The 19,277-nt window shown below is 59.1% G+C and carries 20 protein-coding genes; 13 read left to right on the top strand and 7 right to left on the bottom strand.

What is annotated here, in order from left to right:
* Positions 1 to 55 precede the first annotated feature (55 nt).
* The gene (mreC, locus tag GEI7407_RS05110) at positions 56 to 835 is read right to left on the bottom strand and encodes a rod shape-determining protein MreC (RefSeq protein WP_015171069.1); all 780 of its coding nucleotides are present in this window, start codon (positions 833 to 835) and stop codon (positions 56 to 58) included.
* A 192-nt stretch (positions 836 to 1,027) separates the two neighbouring features.
* Positions 1,028 to 2,041, bottom strand: a complete 1,014-nt coding sequence (locus GEI7407_RS05105) for a rod shape-determining protein (RefSeq protein ID WP_015171068.1) — start codon at positions 2,039 to 2,041, stop codon at positions 1,028 to 1,030.
* A 579-nt stretch (positions 2,042 to 2,620) separates the two neighbouring features.
* On the opposite strand from GEI7407_RS05105, the gene GEI7407_RS05100 reads away from it, so the two are divergent.
* The 5 genes from GEI7407_RS05100 to GEI7407_RS05080 all read left to right on the top strand — a co-directional run bounded on the left by GEI7407_RS05100 (position 2,621) and on the right by GEI7407_RS05080 (position 6,264).
* Positions 2,621 to 2,989, top strand: a complete 369-nt coding sequence (locus GEI7407_RS05100) for a single-stranded DNA-binding protein (RefSeq protein WP_015171067.1) — start codon at positions 2,621 to 2,623, stop codon at positions 2,987 to 2,989.
* Between the two features lie 2 nt (positions 2,990 to 2,991).
* The gene (locus tag GEI7407_RS05095) at positions 2,992 to 3,480 is read left to right on the top strand and encodes a YidH family protein (protein ID WP_015171066.1); all 489 of its coding nucleotides are present in this window, start codon (positions 2,992 to 2,994) and stop codon (positions 3,478 to 3,480) included.
* A gap of 117 nt (positions 3,481 to 3,597) precedes the next feature.
* Complete coding sequence (locus GEI7407_RS05090; RefSeq protein WP_015171065.1) at positions 3,598 to 4,491, top strand: pentapeptide repeat-containing protein; 894 nt, start codon at positions 3,598 to 3,600, stop codon at positions 4,489 to 4,491.
* Between the two features lie 146 nt (positions 4,492 to 4,637).
* Complete coding sequence (locus GEI7407_RS05085; RefSeq protein WP_041268278.1) at positions 4,638 to 5,744, top strand: hypothetical protein; 1,107 nt, start codon at positions 4,638 to 4,640, stop codon at positions 5,742 to 5,744.
* 100 nt (positions 5,745 to 5,844) lie between these two features.
* The gene (locus GEI7407_RS05080; RefSeq protein WP_015171063.1) at positions 5,845 to 6,264 is read left to right on the top strand and encodes a GFA family protein; all 420 of its coding nucleotides are present in this window, start codon (positions 5,845 to 5,847) and stop codon (positions 6,262 to 6,264) included.
* A gap of 345 nt (positions 6,265 to 6,609) precedes the next feature.
* Here the strand turns inward: GEI7407_RS05080 and GEI7407_RS05075 are convergent, their stop codons facing one another.
* Together GEI7407_RS05075 and GEI7407_RS05070 are read right to left on the bottom strand one after the other, a co-directional pair.
* Positions 6,610 to 7,452, bottom strand: a complete 843-nt coding sequence (locus GEI7407_RS05075; protein ID WP_015171062.1) for a PD-(D/E)XK nuclease family protein — start codon at positions 7,450 to 7,452, stop codon at positions 6,610 to 6,612.
* An 8-nt stretch (positions 7,453 to 7,460) separates the two neighbouring features.
* Positions 7,461 to 8,045, bottom strand: a complete 585-nt coding sequence (locus GEI7407_RS05070; protein ID WP_015171061.1) for a PAP/fibrillin family protein — start codon at positions 8,043 to 8,045, stop codon at positions 7,461 to 7,463.
* Between the two features lie 208 nt (positions 8,046 to 8,253).
* On the opposite strand from GEI7407_RS05070, the gene GEI7407_RS05065 reads away from it, so the two are divergent.
* The 3 genes from GEI7407_RS05065 to GEI7407_RS05055 all read left to right on the top strand — a co-directional run bounded on the left by GEI7407_RS05065 (position 8,254) and on the right by GEI7407_RS05055 (position 12,085).
* Positions 8,254 to 8,484: a DUF3134 domain-containing protein gene (locus tag GEI7407_RS05065; RefSeq protein ID WP_015171060.1), complete on the top strand. Its 231-nt coding sequence runs from the start codon at positions 8,254 to 8,256 to the stop codon at positions 8,482 to 8,484.
* A 317-nt stretch (positions 8,485 to 8,801) separates the two neighbouring features.
* Positions 8,802 to 9,896: a phospho-N-acetylmuramoyl-pentapeptide-transferase gene (gene mraY / locus GEI7407_RS05060; protein WP_015171059.1), complete on the top strand. Its 1,095-nt coding sequence runs from the start codon at positions 8,802 to 8,804 to the stop codon at positions 9,894 to 9,896.
* A gap of 578 nt (positions 9,897 to 10,474) precedes the next feature.
* Positions 10,475 to 12,085, top strand: coding sequence for an NAD(P)H-quinone oxidoreductase subunit 4 (locus GEI7407_RS05055; RefSeq protein ID WP_015171058.1), 1,611 nt, complete (start codon positions 10,475 to 10,477; stop codon positions 12,083 to 12,085).
* An 88-nt stretch (positions 12,086 to 12,173) separates the two neighbouring features.
* On the opposite strand, the gene GEI7407_RS05050 is transcribed toward GEI7407_RS05055, so the two are convergent.
* Positions 12,174 to 12,521, bottom strand: a complete 348-nt coding sequence (locus GEI7407_RS05050; RefSeq protein ID WP_015171057.1) for a translation initiation factor — start codon at positions 12,519 to 12,521, stop codon at positions 12,174 to 12,176.
* Positions 12,522 to 12,710: 189 nt separating this feature from the next.
* Between GEI7407_RS05050 and trpB the strand changes: the two genes are divergently transcribed.
* The 4 genes from trpB to GEI7407_RS05030 all read left to right on the top strand — a co-directional run bounded on the left by trpB (position 12,711) and on the right by GEI7407_RS05030 (position 15,957).
* Positions 12,711 to 13,970, top strand: coding sequence for a tryptophan synthase subunit beta (trpB, locus tag GEI7407_RS05045; RefSeq protein WP_041268277.1), 1,260 nt, complete (start codon positions 12,711 to 12,713; stop codon positions 13,968 to 13,970).
* Between the two features lie 96 nt (positions 13,971 to 14,066).
* On the top strand, positions 14,067 to 14,594 hold the full coding sequence (locus GEI7407_RS05040) for a CAP domain-containing protein (protein WP_015171055.1): 528 nt from the start codon (positions 14,067 to 14,069) through the stop codon (positions 14,592 to 14,594).
* A 3-nt stretch (positions 14,595 to 14,597) separates the two neighbouring features.
* Complete coding sequence (locus GEI7407_RS19345; RefSeq protein ID WP_015171054.1) at positions 14,598 to 15,188, top strand: CAP domain-containing protein; 591 nt, start codon at positions 14,598 to 14,600, stop codon at positions 15,186 to 15,188.
* 139 nt (positions 15,189 to 15,327) lie between these two features.
* Positions 15,328 to 15,957, top strand: coding sequence for a ribonuclease H-like domain-containing protein (locus GEI7407_RS05030; protein WP_015171053.1), 630 nt, complete (start codon positions 15,328 to 15,330; stop codon positions 15,955 to 15,957).
* Between the two features lie 136 nt (positions 15,958 to 16,093).
* Here the strand turns inward: GEI7407_RS05030 and GEI7407_RS05025 are convergent, their stop codons facing one another.
* Both GEI7407_RS05025 and GEI7407_RS05020 read right to left on the bottom strand, forming a co-directional pair.
* Positions 16,094 to 17,257, bottom strand: coding sequence for a M23 family metallopeptidase (locus GEI7407_RS05025; protein ID WP_071880801.1), 1,164 nt, complete (start codon positions 17,255 to 17,257; stop codon positions 16,094 to 16,096).
* Positions 17,258 to 17,366: 109 nt separating this feature from the next.
* Positions 17,367 to 18,218 carry a biotin--[acetyl-CoA-carboxylase] ligase gene (locus GEI7407_RS05020; RefSeq protein WP_015171051.1) on the bottom strand — a complete coding sequence of 284 codons (852 nt, stop codon included), beginning with the start codon at positions 18,216 to 18,218 and terminating at the stop codon, positions 17,367 to 17,369.
* A gap of 125 nt (positions 18,219 to 18,343) precedes the next feature.
* Here GEI7407_RS05020 and pgeF point away from each other — a divergent pair, with 125 nt between their 5' ends.
* Positions 18,344 to 19,150, top strand: coding sequence for a peptidoglycan editing factor PgeF (gene pgeF, locus GEI7407_RS05015; RefSeq protein WP_015171050.1), 807 nt, complete (start codon positions 18,344 to 18,346; stop codon positions 19,148 to 19,150).
* The last annotated feature ends 127 nt before the right edge of the window (positions 19,151 to 19,277 follow it).

Raw genomic sequence — 19,277 nt, 5'->3', positions numbered from 1 at the left:
CGGTGTACGCAGAACGCAGAGGATTTGGAAAAAGCCGGACTAGCGCGCAATATCCCTAGTTACCAGAGCCAGCCTCAGAAGACGTGGGTTCCGGCTGCTTGCTGTTGGGATAGATAATGACCCACTCCAAGTAGCTAATCGGAGCCGATAAAACCACAATGGCCTCAGGCGCAGGGCTCTTAGTCAGGTCCACAGACTCGATGCGTCCAATCGGCAGACCTGAGGAGAAAAGCTGGCTAAAGGCCGAGGTTGAAACCACATCGCCCCGGCGAACATCGGGCACCTTGTCAAAAAATTCCATCACGGCCCGGTTACCTGCTTGGCCCCGGATAAAGCCCATGTTGCGGCTGCGGCTGACCGTGGCGCCGACCCGACTGGTCGGATCGCTGATCAGCAGGACTCGGCTGGTGTTGGGGGTGACGCTGGTAACTCGGCCCACGAGACCGCCAGCGCTAGTCACGACGTCGCCCACCTCAATGCGATCGCGGCTGCCGCGCCCCAGAGTCAGCTGCTGCCACCAGTGATCGGCGCTGCGGCCAATGACCGGCGCAACCAGTTTCTCGTTCTGGCTTTTGGCTGCGTAGCCCAGCAGCTCCTGAAGCTTCTGGTTTTGGCTCTCTAGCTCAACTAGGCGCTCTTGCAGCTCCATGATCTTGGCGTTCTCTTCCCAGTCTTGCTGGACAGGGGCTCCTTGAAACGGCCGCGAGAGCGTATAGTAAAGCTCAAACAATGCTGCGCCCTGGGTTTGACGAAAGCCCCAAGCAGCTCCTAAGGCAAGCAGCGCCAAAAGAATTTGCAGCCCAAAGCGATCCCACCAGCGACGGAGTATAAACATCTCAAGACTGATTCAGTTGGTACGGGAGCACGGATCTCAGGCGCACAGAGATAGTCTTGCTGGCAATCTGTAGTTGACTCACGTTGCTCAGCGGCTCCTTGGGCGCGATTCAAGCAAAATTTGGCTTTTGGGTCGCGCGATCGCCCTTTGAGCTGCGATCGCGCAAAGCCTCTCTAACTCAGGTCATCGAACTTAAGTGAACGTGCGCTGACGCTGGCTGCTAAAGACGCGCTCTAGCTGCTTGAAGTTCTCAAGCACCCGGCCCGTTCCCAGCACCACACAGCTCAGCGGATCGGCCGCCACGTGCGTCACGATGCCAGTCTCGTGGCTAATCAGCGTGTCTAGACCCTTCAGAAGCGCTCCGCCCCCGGCTAGCATGATGCCTCGGTCGATGATGTCTGCTGCCAATTCAGGCGGCGTCCGCTCTAGGGTTCGCTTCACGGCCTCCACGATCACCGACAGGGGCTCAGACATGCTCTCCCGAATTTCGGGGCCCTTGATGGTGACCGTGCGGGGCAGACCTGACAGCATGTGCAGACCCCGGACTTCCATGGAGCTCTCGTCTGTGTCGTGGGTCGGATACGCAGAACCAATTTGAATCTTGATTTCTTCGGAGGTGCGCTCACCAATCACCAGGTTGTGCACCTTTTTCATGTACTGAGTGATCGACTCGCTGAGCTCATCCCCTGCGACCCGCACAGACTCACTCAGCACCGTTCCCTGGAGACTGAGGACTGCAACCTCGGTGGTTCCGCCGCCAATGTCAATGATCATGTTGCCGGTTGGCTCTGCTACCGGGAGACCTGCCCCGATCGCCGCCGCCACAGGCTCATCGATCAGTCGAACGTCCCGGGCTCCGGCTTGGAGGGCTGCCTCCATCACCGCTCGCCGCTCAACGCCAGTCACACCGCTGGGAATCCCAATCACGATGCGCGGCGATACCAGCGCTCGCCCTTCGTGGACGCGCTGGATGAAATGCTTCAACATCAGCTCGGCTGTGTCAAAGTCGGCAATGACGCCATCCCGCAGAGGCCGCAAAGCCACAACGTTTCCTGGGGTCCGACCCAGCATTTTCTTAGCGTCTTCGCCCACGGCCAGGGGAACTCGTTCGTCCTGGTCCATGGCAACAACGGAAGGTTCTTGCAGGACAATTCCTTTCCCAGAGACATATACCAGGGTATTTGCGGTACCGAGATCGATACCCATGTCCCGGGACAGAGAGAAACGATTGAAGATCCCCACTACTGACTACGCTCCCAATGCGAGATGCTGTTACGATACGGCTGACGAGGGGCCAAGGGTGACCGAGGTGGATTTTATTACGTTTTCTATCCTGAGTCTAGTCGGCGCGATCGCCCTTGGCTCAGTGTTGGAATCCACTAATAAATCATCCCGATCGGCTAGACCTAGCTCAGGACAAAACTCTTCAATTTTTTCTTTCTACGATCGCCCATCTCTGAGCACTCGAGACCTTTGAAGGGCTACGAAAACCATCTGGAAACGCTTTCCAGAAATGCGCGGCACACTCAAGGCGAAGGATCAAAGAGGTACTCTCAAAGACCATTGTAGAGGGTGTAGAAGACCTCTTGAAGGTGAATAAAGGGCAACTCAATTTTTTCTGGCAGTTGAAACTATTTTGCCCAGGCTCATCTTGATCGGTTGATGGAAAATTCGAACATTTCATCAGCACGGTTGCTGGCACAAATTTGTCCCTGCAATTCTTCGACGAAATGATGAAAAACCGATAAAATTAGTACACCCAAACTGTCTTGGACTTCGTTTCCCATGAGTTTGAACTGCGTAAACTTGGTTGGTCGGGTCGGCGGCGATCCGGATGTCAAGTATTTCGAATCTGGCAGCGTTGTTTGCAATTTGACCCTGGCCGTCAATCGCGTCAGCCGCAATAGTGATGAGCCTGATTGGTTCAGCTTGGAATTGTGGGGAAAAACAGCAGAAATTGCGGCCAATTATGTTCGCAAGGGCAGCTTGATTGGTGTTAATGGCTCGCTGAAGTTTGACTATTGGCAAGACCGAGGAACGGGCGCTAACCGCTCCAAGCCGGTGATTCGGGTTGAGCGCCTCGACCTGCTGGGCTCCCGACGCGATAACGAGATGAATGCTTCGGGTGGATCGGGTAACTACAGCGAATTTTGAGCATGACGCAGCCGCCAGAGGGGAGCGATCGCCAGCGCGAACACCAAGCAAATGAGCGCACTTTTCTGGCTTGGCTGCGCACCTCGATTGCGCTGATTGGCTTTGGGTTTGCGATCGCCCGCTTCGGGATTTTTTTGCGGCAGCTGCGGGCGACTCTCGCCCCAGACACTGGCGTCCCGGCCGCTGGTACCGAGCTGCTCGGCATGTTGCTGGTTATAGCGGGAGTGGGTCTGGTGCTTTTCGCGGCCTGGCACTACAACCAGGTGTTCTGGCAAATTGAGCGGGGCCAATACCGGCCCAACCGCTGGATCATTTGGGTGACGACGGGGCTAGTGGTGATTTTGGGCCTGTGCAGCCTGCCGCTGATGGTGTCGGGGCTGCGGCTTCCCAGCGGCGGTGGTGATTCGATGCTCCAGTCCCGCCGCGATCGCCCCTGGATCGCCGCAACGCTTCAGCACTGGATTCCCCTCAGCCGAGTCCCTAGACTCTAGACTCTGCCGAACCAAATACTTTTGGAAGAATCGATCCACAAGACCCCGGCAGTGACTACACTCAGAACATTGCGGGGCCTTCGGTTTGTCACCTTCTAGCGAGTGTTAGATTGCCAAATGAGAATAGATGAGTGCTACCGAATACTGGAACTAAAGCCGGGAGCTTCAACGGAGGAAGTGAACCAGGCGTATAAGGATTTGGCATTCATTTGGCACCCAGATCGCATTCCCCATGACAATGAGCGCCTGCGCCTCAAGGCCGAGGAAAAGCTGAAGGAGCTCAATCAGGCGCGCGAGATGCTGCGATCGCACCAGCGGGGGCGGCGCGCGCGATCGCAGACAACATCCTCAACCCAGTCGACGACCAAGCCGAGCCAGAGCGCTGGGCAAACCGTCCATCGCCACCGCGCCACCGAAACTCACCACCAGCGCCCCAGCTATTCTCGTCCCCAAACCCACCACACGACTCAGACATCCCAGACATCTCAGACATCCCAGGGGCGCGATCGCCATCGCAGCGCGGCCCATCAGTCGCCCTATCAGCAGACTCGACCCACCAGCGATCGCCCACCAGCGTCACCGCCGCCTGCCAGCCCGCCGGAGCCAGCACCCGCCTCAAATGGCAAGCAGCGCCCCAACCAGGCGCCAGACTTGACCGGAGTCAACCTCAGCGGCGCTAATCTCGCCGAGAAAGATTTCTCGGGGCGCAACCTCAGCAACGCCGACTTGAGCCAGGCAGACTTGAGCGATACCTTCCTGCACAAGGTCAACCTGAGCGGCGCCAACCTGAGCGGCGCCAAGCTGTTTCGCGCCAATCTGCTTCAGGCCAATCTGCGCAATGCCAATCTCCAAAACGCCAACCTAGTTGGGGCCGATCTGAGCGGCGCAGACCTGACGGGCGCCGATCTGACTGGGGCGCGGGTCGGAACCGCCGATCGCATCATGGTGAAGCTGACCGGCGCAATTTTGACAGACACGATTTTGCCTGACGGTAGCCGATACCAGGCTTAGGCAGGCACTTTAAAGCAGGCATTTTTAGATCTTTTGGCTAGGGCGATCGCCCCTGCCAAGGCTTTGTCGTTTTTTAGTTATTTTTATAGTACATTTGTACTTAAATCTTTCAACTCACCCCTCTCAACCCATTGCTTATGCAAACAATGCCGCTTGTGTCGCTGGGGCTGGTCACGACACTGAGCTTGGGCCAGGCCGCCTATGGACAAGATTTGGGGCTCGATTTTGATTTGCCTGGCGAAAGCAGCTCTGGAACAGGGGCGATCGCCCCTGAGACCGCCCCTGTCCAGACTTCCGCCGATGACGCCCGCTTCCTTTCAGCCGCACCCGTTGACTCGACGCCAATCGACCCAGGCTCGGCCCGTGCAGACACGCTGAGCCTGCAACCAGAGACGATGCCAGGCATCCAGCCGGAGGTGCAAACCCTCTTGCCGAGTGCTGAGGCAGCTCTCCCGGAGACAGCAGACTCTGAAGCTGTGATGGGCAGCCCAACGGTCCCGCTAGTGGCCGCAGCGCCTGAGGCAGACCCAGACTTGAGCGAAACAGTGACCCCGGAGACCGTGCGCGATCGTTGGTTTGCTGGCGGCTCTGACGCTTTGGTTGCGATCGCCATTGGCGCAGCCGAGGGCACCCGCCAGCCCAACGGCGCCAAAAATCCGGCCTACTACTGGCACGCCGACCCCGGCAACAAAGCCGACAACTTTGGCACCTTCAGCTATCAGCACCTCTCTGCCCAAGAAAAAGCCCCCCTCGACCAAGCCCGCACCATCACCGAAGTCCGCAAAATCGCCGCTGCCCATCAGCTCCCCGAGAAGGCCGATCAGCGCCAGCTAACCAAGCTAAAAGCCTTCTACAACAAACTGCAAACCCAAGCCCAATCCCAAGGGCTGACCCTCAACGATCTAGAGATGATGAATGGTCTGGACCTGGCAAACCAGAGCGAGGAAGCGGCCCTGGCCTGGATGGGTTACGTCGATCGCCTCGCGCAAATGAAGCAGCTCGTCAGCGACCCCGATGAGCAAATTTTGGAGGCGCGGGTCTGGTCCTACTGGGATCCTCAGCACCACCGGTGGGATGCCCCGGGTCTGGGAAACCAGTACGACGACATACGAGCGGACCAGGCGCGTCGTTTTCGAGAGGTCAAAGCCGTCCTGGACCACCAGGAAGTTCATCTGGCTCGGCGATCGCCCCCCGGTTCCCAGGAAACAGAGGCGATCGCACAGCAGATCACCGAGTACAATCCCTCACCCTAGACAGAGTCGATAGGCCCAGCTTGAGCGACAATCACCCTTAAGAGCAGCGCTCTGGTTTCAAAGCGCCTGTCCAGGTTTCGTTTTACTCAAGCCTTCCATCATGTCTCAACATTCTTCCCTTCAGGCCTACGAAGGCGGCTGCCACTGCGGCGCTGTACGCTTTCGCGTCCACGTCTCGGGTCAAGAAGAAGTGCAAGATTGCAGCTGCTCCATCTGTCGGAAAAAGGGGTTTCTCCACCTGATTGTGCCGCCAGAGCAGTTTGAGCTTCTCCGAGGCGTCGATGATCTCAGCCGCTACGAATTTAATACGGGCGTTGCCCAGCATCTGTTTTGTCAGCACTGCGGCATCCATGCCTTTTATCGGCCCCGGTCTCATCCAGACTGGTTTGACGTCAATGTGCGCTGCCTGGATGAGGACCTCCTAGAACGCTTCACCATCGTTCCCTTTGATGGCAAAAACTGGGAGCAAAACGTCGGCTCTCTCGCTGATGTCCCGCCGCAGGTCCTGGAGCAGTCGTGAGCGATCGCCTTTTGTCAGCCTCTAGGTCTCGTCAGCAGGATTTGCCAGAAATTTTTGGCCCCCGCGATAGCCCCCGGACTTTGGAGGGCACCCTAAGGCAAGAGGCGGTTGAAAATTTTTTCTCCTCTCTTCTCTATGGACATCTCTTCAACGACCCTAGCGATCGCTAGGGTTTTTTCTTAGGTATTGGGTTTTAAAACTGTCAAAAATTTGACTTCTCTGCGGATAGAACTGTGCAATCGTTGTAACCAGTACCAAGATGAGAGAGTTTCGTATTGATCGCCCGGTTGGCCGCCGGGCTTTTTACTGAGCTTTTATCTCCAACAGCGTAAATTTGGGTTGTCGCTAGAGGGGAATCTCCTGGATTTCACTGAGATCGAGCCGCCAGCTTTCCGCTGGGCGATCGCCCGCTTTGCGGAAGGCGCGATCGCAGCGCACCGCAAACTGGCAGCGCCGACACCGCCCCGCAGACTCATTCACCTGAGGGAAATCCTGCCCTTCCTGATAGGCCTCCAGCCATCGCAGCGATCGCTCGAGCAGCTGATGCAGATCGCGATGGGTCTGAGCATGCAGCTCCGCACTATAGGGAAAGCGGATCGACTCCGGCTCTGGCCTATCCCCCGCCGAGGATCCCTGGACAAACCAGTACGTCATGGCGATCTGTGCCGGCTGGTACTGGCTCGTCTCAGCCAGCACATAGAGATAGAGGCGGGTTTGCCAGTGCCGAGCCAGCCAGTCTGCATTCTGGGGCCGGGGGTAGGTTTTCCAGTCCAGGATCTCCGCAGTCTGCGGACCCGCCACCAGCAAGTCATAGACCACCGTCAGCAGAAAGACCGGCTCCTCGGTAGGGCTGCCGGTCGGCGAAAACCCCAGCGTGCGGCTATGTTCGCTATCGCGGAAGATGCCCGCCTCAGCAGCGATCGGCTGAAAAATGTCTGGGGCCTTGGTGCGCAGCGCCTGCAAACAGCGCTGCAGGGGATCATCGCCGAGGGCCTCAACCGGCAAGCCCAGCGCTTGCTGCTGCATCAGCAGGTGAAACTGACTCCCCCAAGTCAGGCTTTCTTGCTGCTCGGGAGGGACGGGGGAGCCTAGCTGATCTAGGTGCAGGTGCTGAAACAAGCGGGGGCAGGCTTCGAGGGTGTTGAGCTGAGCCTGGGATAGCCGAATGGGCAAAGACTCGGGCAGCATGGCATCACCTAGCGTTTGGTGAGGACGAAAACGCTGCCTTCATTGCCGCGGCCAATGCGCATGTCTTCATCTAAATAAGTGATGTCGAGCCATCCTTGGCGATCGCGGTTGGCCAAGTTGGCGTCGAGGGCCAAGAACTTTTGGCCAGACTCGATGGCATCAATGAAGGGCTGGGGAGCCTGATAGCCGATCAAGCGGGCGAGTCCCGCAATCACCCGCTCAAACTTCACCGTCACACGCCGCTCCGAAACCGGCGTAAAGCGGGCCGCCACGCTCACGATCGCATTCAGCCCTGGCAGTCCTTTGACTTCGGCAATGTTATAGATCCGGGCCTCGACGGGGCGCACACATTGATAAATCTGGCCCAGCTGGGCCAGCGGGAAACGATCGAGATTGAGCAGCTCCTGGCTGGTGGTGTAGAGCAGTCGCCAGTCGCCGGCCAGCAGGTCAGCGGCTTCGGTGGGGCGGGGCGTGGGGTTGCGCTCCTCAAGGCGGGCGATCGCCGACAAGATGAACTGCTTGTCTGGGTCCGAGGCCAGCAGGCCGCGATTTTTGCCCGCGATCGCCTCTATCAAGTCTGTTTTGCCGATCATGATGCTTCCAGAGTTCTTCGTAATCCAGGAATACAGGTCGCAGCCGCTGTCCCAAACAGTGCGATCGCCGCCAAAGTTGACCGCAGATCTTGACACACCATCATGCTCTAAGCTAAGGATAAGGCTCTAAAATTATCCTTGGCGATAGATCTCGGGCTCGGCTCCTATCCCAAGTGTGTCACTTTCCACTGATTGCACCTATTTACGCATGTACAACCCCTCCCTACGTTCGGAGCCGCGTCGTCAACCCGCCGCGGTCCTGCCACTTCAGCGCGGATCCTCTATTCTGGACTGGCTTGAATCCTCCGGTCGTCTGATCGCTCGCGATGTCAATGAAGCTGAATACCTCGAAAGCGAAGAAGAGATTTCTGAATTGATGGGCGTCGATGATAGCGCCTACGAAGACGATGACGATGACGACCTCGATCTAGAGGACTAGGCGCAAGCCAGCGCAAGCCTTCGGAAGTTTCCCGGAGGCTATTTTGTTTCAAGGGCTTGCAAAAGCAGAGGAAGATGATACTCTCTGACTAGCTTGGCCTCTATAGATTTGTGACAGATTGTGAAGCCAGCCCTTTCCTCAAGAGCGCAAGCTTGCTTGCCCCAGCGCGGGAAAGCCTGATCCTTACCAGGGAGAGAGAATCATTTCTCGCCCAGATCAGAAGATTTAGAGGAGTTGGTAAACTTTCAGCCCGATCTTGAGGGATCTCGGCTGAAGAGTGCGGAGTGTGTGGTGTGGAGTGAAAGGAAGGAATTTTCGTGGACGCTAAATTCTTCTCCGATCGAGGGTTTCGGTTTTCAGGCTCCCAGCTGTTTCTGGGGCTCGGCATTGCCCTTAGCGTCGGATCTTTACTGTTAGATAGCAGCAGCGGTCGCTCCTTTTGGAGCATTCAGTCTCTGACCCTGCCGCTGTGGGTTTGCACCCTGGCAGCCGCGATGCTGGGCAGCTGGGTGGTTCCTCTGCTGCGCGATCTCAAGGCCGGTCAGGTCATTCGGGAAGATGGCCCCCAGTCCCACCTCAAGAAGGCCGGGACGCCAACCATGGGCGGCCTCTTTTTTGTGCCGGTTGCTTTGGCGATCGCCGTTCTCTGGTCCGGCTTCTCCACCCATGTCTTGGCCGTCGCTGCCTTGACCTTGGCCTATGCCGGTATCGGCTGGCTCGATGACTGGCAGATCCTGCGCTACAAGTCCAACAAAGGCATTTCTCCCCGCACCAAGCTGGCGCTGCAAATCACCTTCAGCGTTTTGTTTTGTCTGTGGGCCTTGCTGACCCAGCCCGCTAGCTTGACCAGCGTGGCCCTTCCCTTCGGCTGGGTGATTCCCCTAGGGATCCTGTTTTGGCCCCTGGCTGGCTTTGTCCTGGTGGCCGAAAGCAACGCCACCAACCTGACCGACGGCGTCGACGGTTTGGCTGGCGGCACGGTGGCGATCGCCCTGCTGGGCCTGGGCGCTTTCATCGCGCCGACCCATCCTGACTTGGCCCTGTTTGCGGCCTGTCTCAGCGGCGGATGCCTGGGCTTTTTGGCCCACAACCACAATCCCGCCCGCGTGTTCATGGGGGATACCGGCTCTTTGGCCCTAGGCGGCGCTTTGGGGGCGATCGCCATTCTCAGCAATACCCTCTGGGTTCTCCTAGTTGTCGGAGCCATCTTCTTGGTCGAGACCCTTTCGGTCATCGCCCAGGTCACCTACTACAAAGCCACCAAAGGCCCCGACGGCATCGGCAAGCGCCTGTTCAAGATGTCTCCCTTCCACAACCATCTCGAGCTCTCGGGCTGGTCCGAAACGCAGATCGTCGCCGCCTTCTACGGCATCAGCGCTGCTCTCGCAGGCCTCTGTCTCCTGCTGCGCTAGATCGTTTCACGGACCGCCAACTCTCCGCAATTTAGAACCCCGCTTCTCCTGACAGAGAAGCGGGGTTTTGCTTTATCGGGGCGATCGCCCCAGAATTATTAAGCTATCTTAACAAAAGAATTTTTTACTAAAGGGCTTCAAAGCCTTGCCTAGCAGTGCTTTAGAGCCATATTGCCAGGGAGATTTTGGAACCCTAGGCTTACCTGATGGAATGAATTACAAAATTTTTTGGAAATTCAGTACAAATTAGTTAGCAAAAATTCATTTAATTTAATAAACTAGGACTGTACCTACCTGATAGGTAAATATTCTCATTGATTCAGTCGTTCGTCCAGGCCTGTAGTCAGGTACTCCATCTCCCCAGCGCAACGGTCCTAGTGCTTAACGACCTGGAGCAACCAAACTACCTCCTCGACACAACGACCCACCATCAAGCTAGTTCTATCGACACGGGCACCCGGTAACCCCTCTCTCTGCACTGGGTTACCCGGACTGAGGCCTTCAAAGAACGGACTCTTGAAAGATCAGCTTCAATCGCATCGACTTCTTCGCATTCTTCATGTTTTGGGCAAGTTCTGATGATTAGTGCTGAATTTCCCTGGCTAACAACCATTATCCTGCTGCCCCTCGCAGCATCCCTGCTCATCCCCTTGATTCCTGACCAGCAGGGCAAAACGGTACGCTGGTACGCCCTTGGCATCGCCTTCGTTAATTTCGCACTGACGATCTACGCCTTCGGGTCTCACTACGATCTGGGCAATCATGGATTTCAGCTCGCCGAGAGCTATCCCTGGGTTCCCCAACTCGGCCTGAACTGGTCCGTGGCCGTCGACGGGCTCTCCATGCCTTTGGTTGTTCTCACCGGCCTCATCACAACTCTCGCTACCTTCGCCGCCTGGAACATCACCCACAAGCCCAAGCTGTTCTACTTCTTGATGCTGGTGATGTACAGCGCCCAAGTTGGCGTGTTCTTCGCCCAAGACATTCTCCTGTTCTTCATCATGTGGGAACTGGAGCTGGTGCCGGTCTATCTCCTGATTTCGATCTGGGGCGGCGCCAAGCGGCTCTACGCAGCAACCAAGTTCATCCTCTACACGGCAGCCGGCTCAATCTTCATTCTGATTGCTGGTCTGGCGATGGCGTTCTACGGCGACAACGTCACCTTTGACATTGCCCAGCTGGCTCTCAAGGATTACAGCCTGCCCTTCGAGCTGCTGATGTACGCTGGTCTGCTGATTGCCTTCGGCGTGAAGCTGCCGATTTTCCCGCTGCACACCTGGCTGCCGGACGCCCACAGTGAAGCGCCCGCTCCCGCCTCGATGCTGCTGGCTGGTGTCCTGCTGAAGATGGCTGGCTACGGTCTGATTCGATTCAACATCGAGCTGCTGCCCCACGCTCACGTGTACTTCGCCCCGGTCCTGGCGATCCTGGGCATTGTCAATATCCTCTACGGCGCGCTGACGGCTTTTGGCCAAACCAACCTGAAGCGCCGGATGGCTTGCTCCTCGATTTCCCACATGGGCTTTGTTCTGCTAGGTCTAGCGGCATTCACGGAGCTGGGCATGAGCGGCGCCATGCTGCAAATGGTGTCCCACGGTCTGATTGCAGCGAGCCTGTTCTTCCTGTCTGGCGTGGCCTACGAGCGGACTCATACCCTCAACCTCGATGAGATGGGCGGTATGGCGAAGCGGATGCCCAAGGTGTTCGCGATGTTCACGGCGGGTTCGATGGCGTCTCTGGCGCTGCCCGGTATGAGCGGCTTTGTCGGTGAGCTGGCGATTTTCCTAGGGTTTGCGAGCAGTGATGCCTACAACCCGATCTTCAAGGGTGTGGTGGTGTTCTTGGCAGCGGTTGGCCTGATTCTGACGCCGATTTATCTGCTCTCGATGCTGCGCCAAGCTTTCTACGGCGACGAGAACCAGAAGCTGACCCAGAAGTACAACCTGTTCGACGCACGGCCTCGCGAGGTGTTCATCACGGCTTGCCTGCTGGTGCCCATCATTGGTATCGGTCTGTATCCGAAGCTGGCAACCCAAGTGCACGATGCGAAGACGGTACAGGTTGCGGCCCACGCTCGCGGTGCGCTGCCGGTCTACGCCCAAGAGGCTTCGACGCTCTACTCCAGCGCGATCGCGGCTCCTCAGCTAAGCGCTACAGCGGAGCCGACGCTGGTCAGCTTGGCAAACTAGGGTTCGCTTTGGTTCGAAGTCCCTAACCCGATTTGTGCCTCAGAGGTGTCGAGGGTGCCATACATGGCCCCTCGATTTTTTTGTGGGGTTAGCCGCCGCTGATTTTGGCTTTGTAGCCTTTTTTCACCAAGAGCTCGAGGAGCTTCTGGGTGTGGTCGCCCTGGATTTCGAGGGTTTGATCTTTGAGGGTGCCGCCGCTGCCGCACTGGGCCTTGAGATCTTTGAGGAGGGCGGCTAGGGTCTCGGGCTTGACTTGGAAGCCGGTGATGACTGTGACGGTTTTGCCGCCCCGACCTTTGCGGGAGGCCTGGATGCGGACGTTTTGCTGGTTGGGGGGCAGCTCTTCGATGGGACGCTCGAAGGCGTCGGGAGCGGAGCCAAATTCGGAGTAAACAACGCGATCGCCGTTTCCGGAGGATTTACGTTTTGCAGCCATGGTCTAGGCAGGACGTGACGCTAGAGGGTTTCTCTCACGATACCGCGAGGCCTCCCCGGACAGAGCTTTGCCAGGGGCTCTAGAAGGTCGCCCAAGCTCCCAGAGTGCCTCGAAATCATTCTGCGATCGCCTAGCGATCGCCTGATGGGGATGTCAGAATGGAAGCTGTTCGTCATTCCTTGGTGCTTTGTGACACGTACTCCTCTTCCCCCCAACCAGCAAAACAGCGCCCCTCAGTCCGCTGGCGCCCCCCAACGCCCCGACGCCCTTGGACGCTTTGGGCAGTTCGGCGGAAAGTACGTGCCAGAAACCCTCATGCCCGCCCTCAGCGAGCTGGAGACCGCGTTTTACCAATACCGGAATGACCCCGACTTCCAGCAAGAGCTTCAGGGCCTGATGCGCGACTACGTTGGTCGTCCCAGCCCCCTGTATTTTGCTGAGCGCCTCACGGCCCACTATGCCCGTCCTGACGGCAGCGGCCCGCAAATTTATCTGAAGCGCGAAGACCTGAACCACACCGGCGCCCACAAGATCAACAACGCCCTGGCCCAGGCTCTCCTGGCCAAGCGCATGGGCAAAAAGCGCATTATTGCTGAGACGGGAGCCGGTCAGCACGGCGTCGCCACCGCCACCGTGTGCGCTCGGTTTGGCCTGGAGTGCGTCATCTATATGGGCGTCCACGACATGGAGCGCCAAGCCCTGAATGTCTTCCGGATGAAGCTGATGGGCGCGGAGGTTCGGCCCGTCGAGGCGGGCACCGGCACCCTCAAGGACGCAACTTCCGAAGCGATTCGTGACTGGGTCACCAACGTCGAAACCACCCACTACATCCTGGGTTCTGTGGCCGGTCCTCACCCCTATCCGATGATGGTGCGGGACTTCCACGCCGTGATCGGTGAAGAAACCCGCAGACAGTGCCAAGAGAAGTGGGGCGGACTGCCTGATATCCTGATGGCCTGCGTCGGCGGCGGCTCCAACGCCATGGGCCTGTTCCATGAGTTCGTTGAAGAATCCAGCGTCCGGCTCATCGGCATCGAGGCGGCGGGTCATGGCGTTGCCACGGGCAAGCACGCCGCCACCCTCACCCAGGGGCGAATCGGCGTCCTGCACGGAGCGATGAGCTACCTGCTCCAGGATGACGATGGCCAGGTGATCGAGCCTCACTCCATCAGCGCAGGTCTGGACTATCCGGGCGTGGGACCAGAGCACAGCTACCTGAAGGAACTGGGCCGCGCTGAGTACTACGGCGTGACGGATCAGGAAGCCCTTGATGCGTTCCAGCGGGTGTCGCGCCTAGAGGGAATTATTCCGGCTCTGGAAACGGCCCATGCTTTTGCCTACCTGGAAACGCTGTGTCCCCAGCTGTCGGGCAATCCTCGCATCGTGATCAACTGCTCGGGCCGAGGGGACAAGGACGTGCAAACAGTGGCCAAGGTGCTAAATCCCTAGGTCTTTTGCGTAGGGAACGATCGCCCTTCTGGGGGAGTCTGGATAGTGGGCAGCTTCATCGGCTGCCCACTGATCGTTCTGATGCAGGAGTTCCGAATGAAGAACGTACGATTGACGGGGCTGGCGCTGGGTTTGGCGGCGATGGTCGGCAGCGTTGCGATCGCCTCTCAAGGATCCGCAAACCCGGCCAAGACCGCCCTCCCAAGCACCTACAGCGTTGCTCAGGTCAGCGAAATCGCGGCGCTGGAGCAGGAAGTCTTTACTCGCATCAACCAGTACCGGACGCAAAAGGGTCTCGCGCCCCTCAGCAGCAATAACGCGATCGCCCAGCAGGCTCGCTCCCACAGTCAGGCCATGGCCAACGGCAGCGTTCCCTTTAGCCATGACGGCTTCAGTCAGCGCGTCTCGGCGATCGGCCAGACGATCGCGGTCCGGGGGGCCGCGGAAAACGTCGCCTACAACATGGGTCACCGCAACCCGGCCCAGGTCGCCGTTGACGGCTGGCTCAAGAGCCCCGGCCATCGCGGCAACATCGAAGGAAACTACAGCCTCACGGGCATCGGCATCGCCCGCAATGCCCGAGGCGAGTACTATTTCACACAGATTTTCATCCGCCCGCGCTAAATAATGGCCCTTCGGATTTTCCCTCTCATCCCCAGCGCGATCGCCCTGGGCCTCTGGCTGGCTGGACCAGGGGCGATCGCCCAGTCCCGGAGACCTGAGCTTTTTGAGCAAAACCGCCGTCCCGAGCAGCCTGCTAGCGTCGTCGTTCCGACCACAGGGGACAGCGTCGCGCCGCCCAAGTCCTACCGCTGGACCGACAGCGCGATCGCCCGCCTGGAGCAGGACACCCTACAAAAAGTCAATCAGTACCGCCTGAGCAAGGGCCTGTCTCCCCTGCGGAGCGACCCTCGCCTGGCCGAGCAGGCCCGCCGTCACAGCCGCGAGATGGCGAGCCGCCGGATCACCTTTGGGCATCCTGGCTTTCGGCGGCGCGTGCGCGCCATCGATCGCCAGATTCCCAGTCGGCGAGTCGGCGAAAACGTCGCCTATATTTTTAGCCAGACAGATCCCTCCGATCGGGCGTTTCAGGGCTGGCTGCGCAGTACTCAGCACCGCAACAACATGGAAGATCGCTTTGACCTAACAGGGATTGGCATTGCCCAAGACGACAAGGGCGCTTTCTTCATGACACAGATTTTTGTGCGGCGGCGCTAAGCCATTTTGACCTGAAAAAACCGCTATTTTGCGCGATCGCCTCTCGGCAAAGGACTGTAGGATCAAATGCGTCCCCAGAATCTGCACCCTCAAAGGCGCTTGGGAGACGTATTGGCCACGGAAGGAGCACTAGTCGGGCATGGCACTACAGGATTTTCAAATTTGCGATCGCGATCTGTCCGAGGACCAGCTAGAGGAGTATCTCGACGCCGAGGCGATCGCCCTCGACACCGAAACCATGGGCCTCAACCCCCACCGCGATCGCCTGTGCCTGGTCCAGCTGTGCAATCCGGAGGGACAGGTCACCGTGATTCGTATCGCCCAGGGCCAAACCGAAGCGCCCAACCTGCGGCAGCTCCTCGAGCAAGAGCATAGCCTCAAGGTGATGCACTTTGCCCGCTTTGACGTCGCGGTGCTGCGCCGCCAGCTGGGTATCTTCGTGAAGCCGCTGTACTGCACGAAAATCGCCAGTAAGCTTGCGCGCACCTACACCCCGCGCCACGGCCTCAAGGACCTCATCCAGGAGTTGGAGCAGGTGGAGCTCGATAAATCGTCCCAAAGTTCGGACTGGGGCAACGCGGCCCATCTGTCGACGGATCAGCTGCGCTACGCAGCCAACGATGTGCGCTACCTGATCAGCGCCTGCCGGAAGCTCACCGTCATGCTGCAGCGCGAAGGCCGCTGGGAGCTCGCCGAGCAGTGCTTTGGCTGCTTGCCCACGATCGTCGAGCTCGACCTGTTGCAGTACAACAATATCTTTGAACACTAGATTTTTGGGCACTAGCGCCTGATCGGCAGGAGGAGGGGCGATCGCCCGATTCGAGCACTCACAACAAACCCAGAGGCGTGCTTGCAGCACCTCTGGGTTTGTTGTTTTGACGTATCTATCGGGCTAGCGCCGCGCTCTAGCCTTGAGTCTTGGGCTGAGGCTTGGTCTTGGCCTGGGCCGTCTCGATCGCCTTGGTCAGCTCCACTAGAGCAACCTCAAGCTGCTGCCCCGGATCGAGCGCCACCCAGCCCTGGGGGGTCATCTGGCGGAATTCAAAGTGCAGGTGAGGCCCGGTCGAGTTGCCCGTGCTGCCCACTCGGCCAATCAGCGCGCCTTGCTTGACCTGCTGACCGGGCTTCACGAAGATTTCGGACATGTGGGCGTAGAGGGTTTCCTGGAGACCTTTTTCGTGCTCGAGCACCACCGTCAGGCCGTAGCCGCCCAGGTAGTCAGCCATGACTACTTTGCCGCTGAGGGCTGCCAGGATCGGAGCGCCCATATCTGCGCCGATGTCGGTGCCGCTGTGCAGACGGCGATCGCCCGAGATGGGGTGAATCCGCCAGCCAAAGGCTGAGGTGATGGGCGCAGGCATCGCCAAGGGGAAAATCAGCCGCTGGTTATTGTTGCCAATGCGGTTGAGGAGGCGCAGCGGACGCAGGTAGTCGCGGCTAGACGCGGTGGTCGAGCCAGGAAGGCTGGTCACGCTCAGGCCCAGGCTACCGCCTCCCGAAGCAGACGCTTCGCTGTAGGCGGCGGGGGCGTAGCTCGCGGGTGCGCTGTAGGCAGTGGAGCCAGAATCCGCGATCGCCGCCACAGGCTCCGGCAGGGTCACGCACAGACCAGAAACCCCTTCCCCGGTCTGCACCGTCGCTTCACAGCCGGTCGATCGCTCGGACAGCACGACGTCCGTCGGCGCTTCGTAGGGCTGGGTTGCGCCCACGCTGTAGGGCGTGGAATCGATGTAAACATCATTGAGGGCGGTTGGCTCTGGGGTCTCCGCTTCGACCGGCGGCAGGGTGGCTTCGGGGATAGGGGCGGGCTCAGGCTCCCAGGCTTCGGGCGCGATCGGCGCAGGCTCGGGCGCCACTTCTAGATAAACCTCGGGTAAGGGCTCAGGGGCAGGGGCGGGGGCAGCTTCGGGCTGGGTCTCCACCACAAACTCCGCCGGATCAGCGGTTTCGGCCCACACCATACCGCTGCTGAGCAGGCTGACTCCTCCCAAAAGCCCCAGACCTCGCAGCAGGAGGGAGCGTCTCTGATGTGAGGCTGCTGCACGGGCAGCGTGAGTACGTCGCGTCATATCTTTCACTGAGTCCTTGCTGGATATCCTTCAGGAGATTCGCCCTTCACGGCAAACTAGTCGTTTATACCCAAAAAATGGTTCCGTATCCTTCCTACAGAGGGATGATTCATGGGGGCGATCGCCGGTAACCCAGACTGATTGTACCGGGCTGGAGATAAATATCTGTCAAATGATTTGTCAGGGGCGAGCTCGACTCACCCCCAGGCGGGAGGAGCCGAAGGCTTAGTTCTCCTGTGGCTGCAACTCCAGTGACCGTGGCCCATTGTCCATCGACTTGGACCGTCTCTCCGAGATTGAGCAGCAGCGCTTGGTAGGCCGGCAGCAAGGTTTCCATACCTTTCAAAGCGTGGGTGTGATATCCGGAAACAATGCCCTGAGCGGCGATCGCCGCCAGCATCTCCAGGGACGAAAGGGTCGCCTCGCGATCGCTCTGCTGGGCAAAAAAGCGCTGGAGATTGATGCCGGTCTCGGGGACTGGATTTTGCCAGTTGAGACCGACCCCCACCACGGCCTGGGTAATCACGTCCTGGGACAGGCGGGTTTCGGTCAAGATGCCACCGAGTTTGTGGCCCTCCAAGACCAAGTCATTGGGCCACTTGAGCTGGACGGGCACCCCAAACCCTCGGAGGGCGATCGCAATGCCCCAGGCGCTCGCAAAGGTGAGCTGGGCCGCGTGGGCGATCGGCAGCTGGGGCAGGAGGGCAACGGACAGATAGAGGCCCCCCGGCGGCGAGGACCACTGCCGACCCCACTGGCCCCGGCCCGCGTTCTGCTGGGCCGCCAAAACCGCACTGCCAGATCCAGCGCCCTGATCTAGCTGGGACCAGAGGATCTGGTTGGTCGACGCCACCGACTCGAAGGCCTGGAGCTGAATCGGTTCGGGGGGATGCTGGAGATGTTTTCGAGTGCGATACTGAACGACTAGAAGCGCTTCCTCGAAGGCCTGACGGTCAAACACAGGAGCAGCGGGACAAAACGTCGCCGCCTAGGCTAGCACAGCCCCCTGACCCTGGCGTGCCGGAACGGCAGCAACCTTGTCCGGAAGCGCGTGATAGAGGCGATCGCACCAAGCACCGAAGAGTTATGCACACTTGGCATTGGCAGTCCTGGGAAGGTACTCCCTATTTGACCTGTAGCCTGCTGGAGGCGTGGCCCCACGGCTTTTTTACCCAGCAGTTTTGGCCCCGACGTCCCGATGAGCTGATCCAGGCCCTCCATCCAGAAGCAGCGGTGTATCGCGTGCGCCAGGTCCACGGCAAAACGGTCTTGAGCCCGTCGGAGATCGAGGCGTCGCCAGAGCGCGACCCCCAGGTGGAAACGCCCGACGAGCTGCCGCCCGCCGACGGCGTGCTGACCGAGAGCGCTGACCAGGCAGTTTGGGTGTGCAGCGCCGACTGTACACCCGTGCTGATCGCCGATGTGCAGCGGGGCCAGGTCGCGGCGGTTCACGCAGGGTGGCGCGGCACCGCCGCCAAAATCGTGCCGGAGGCGATCGCCCGTCTGGAGGCCCAGGGCAGTCAGCGTGCCGATCTGCGGGTGGCCATGGGACCGGCGATCGCCGGGGACGTATATCAAGTGTCCGAGGACGTCGCGGCGGAGCTCGGCGCCTCGGTGCTCGGCCCGTCGGAAGATTCAGCCGATCGCGTGATTGCGGCCCTGCAAGCCCTGCCCAAGCCTCCCGTTTACGAAGATCCCCATCCGGGCCGGGTGCGCGTGGACGTGCGGCGCTTCAATGAGATTCAGCTCGAGCAGCTCGGGTTTTCGCCAGAGCAGATGGCGATCGCCCCTCACTGCACCTACCAGCAGCCAGAGCATTTCTTTTCCTACCGGCGAAGCAAGCTGAAAAAGGTTCAGTGGTCGGGCATCGTGAGCACTGCGAGCCGTTCCTAGAGCGCTCACCGAGCTCAAGTTGCTTTTCTCAAAACGAGCTGGATGGAGATCCCGATCCAGCTCGTTTTGCGTTGCCAAGCGCCCTAGCTCTGAGCATGGAAGTTCCCAACGCTCGGCCCAAAACCCT

Source organism: Geitlerinema sp. PCC 7407 (assembly GCF_000317045.1).
Taxonomy (GTDB): Bacteria; Cyanobacteriota; Cyanobacteriia; order PCC-7407; family PCC-7407; genus PCC-7407.
Note: the sequence above shows the minus strand (reverse complement) of the source record. Positions and strands in the feature narration are given on the sequence as shown.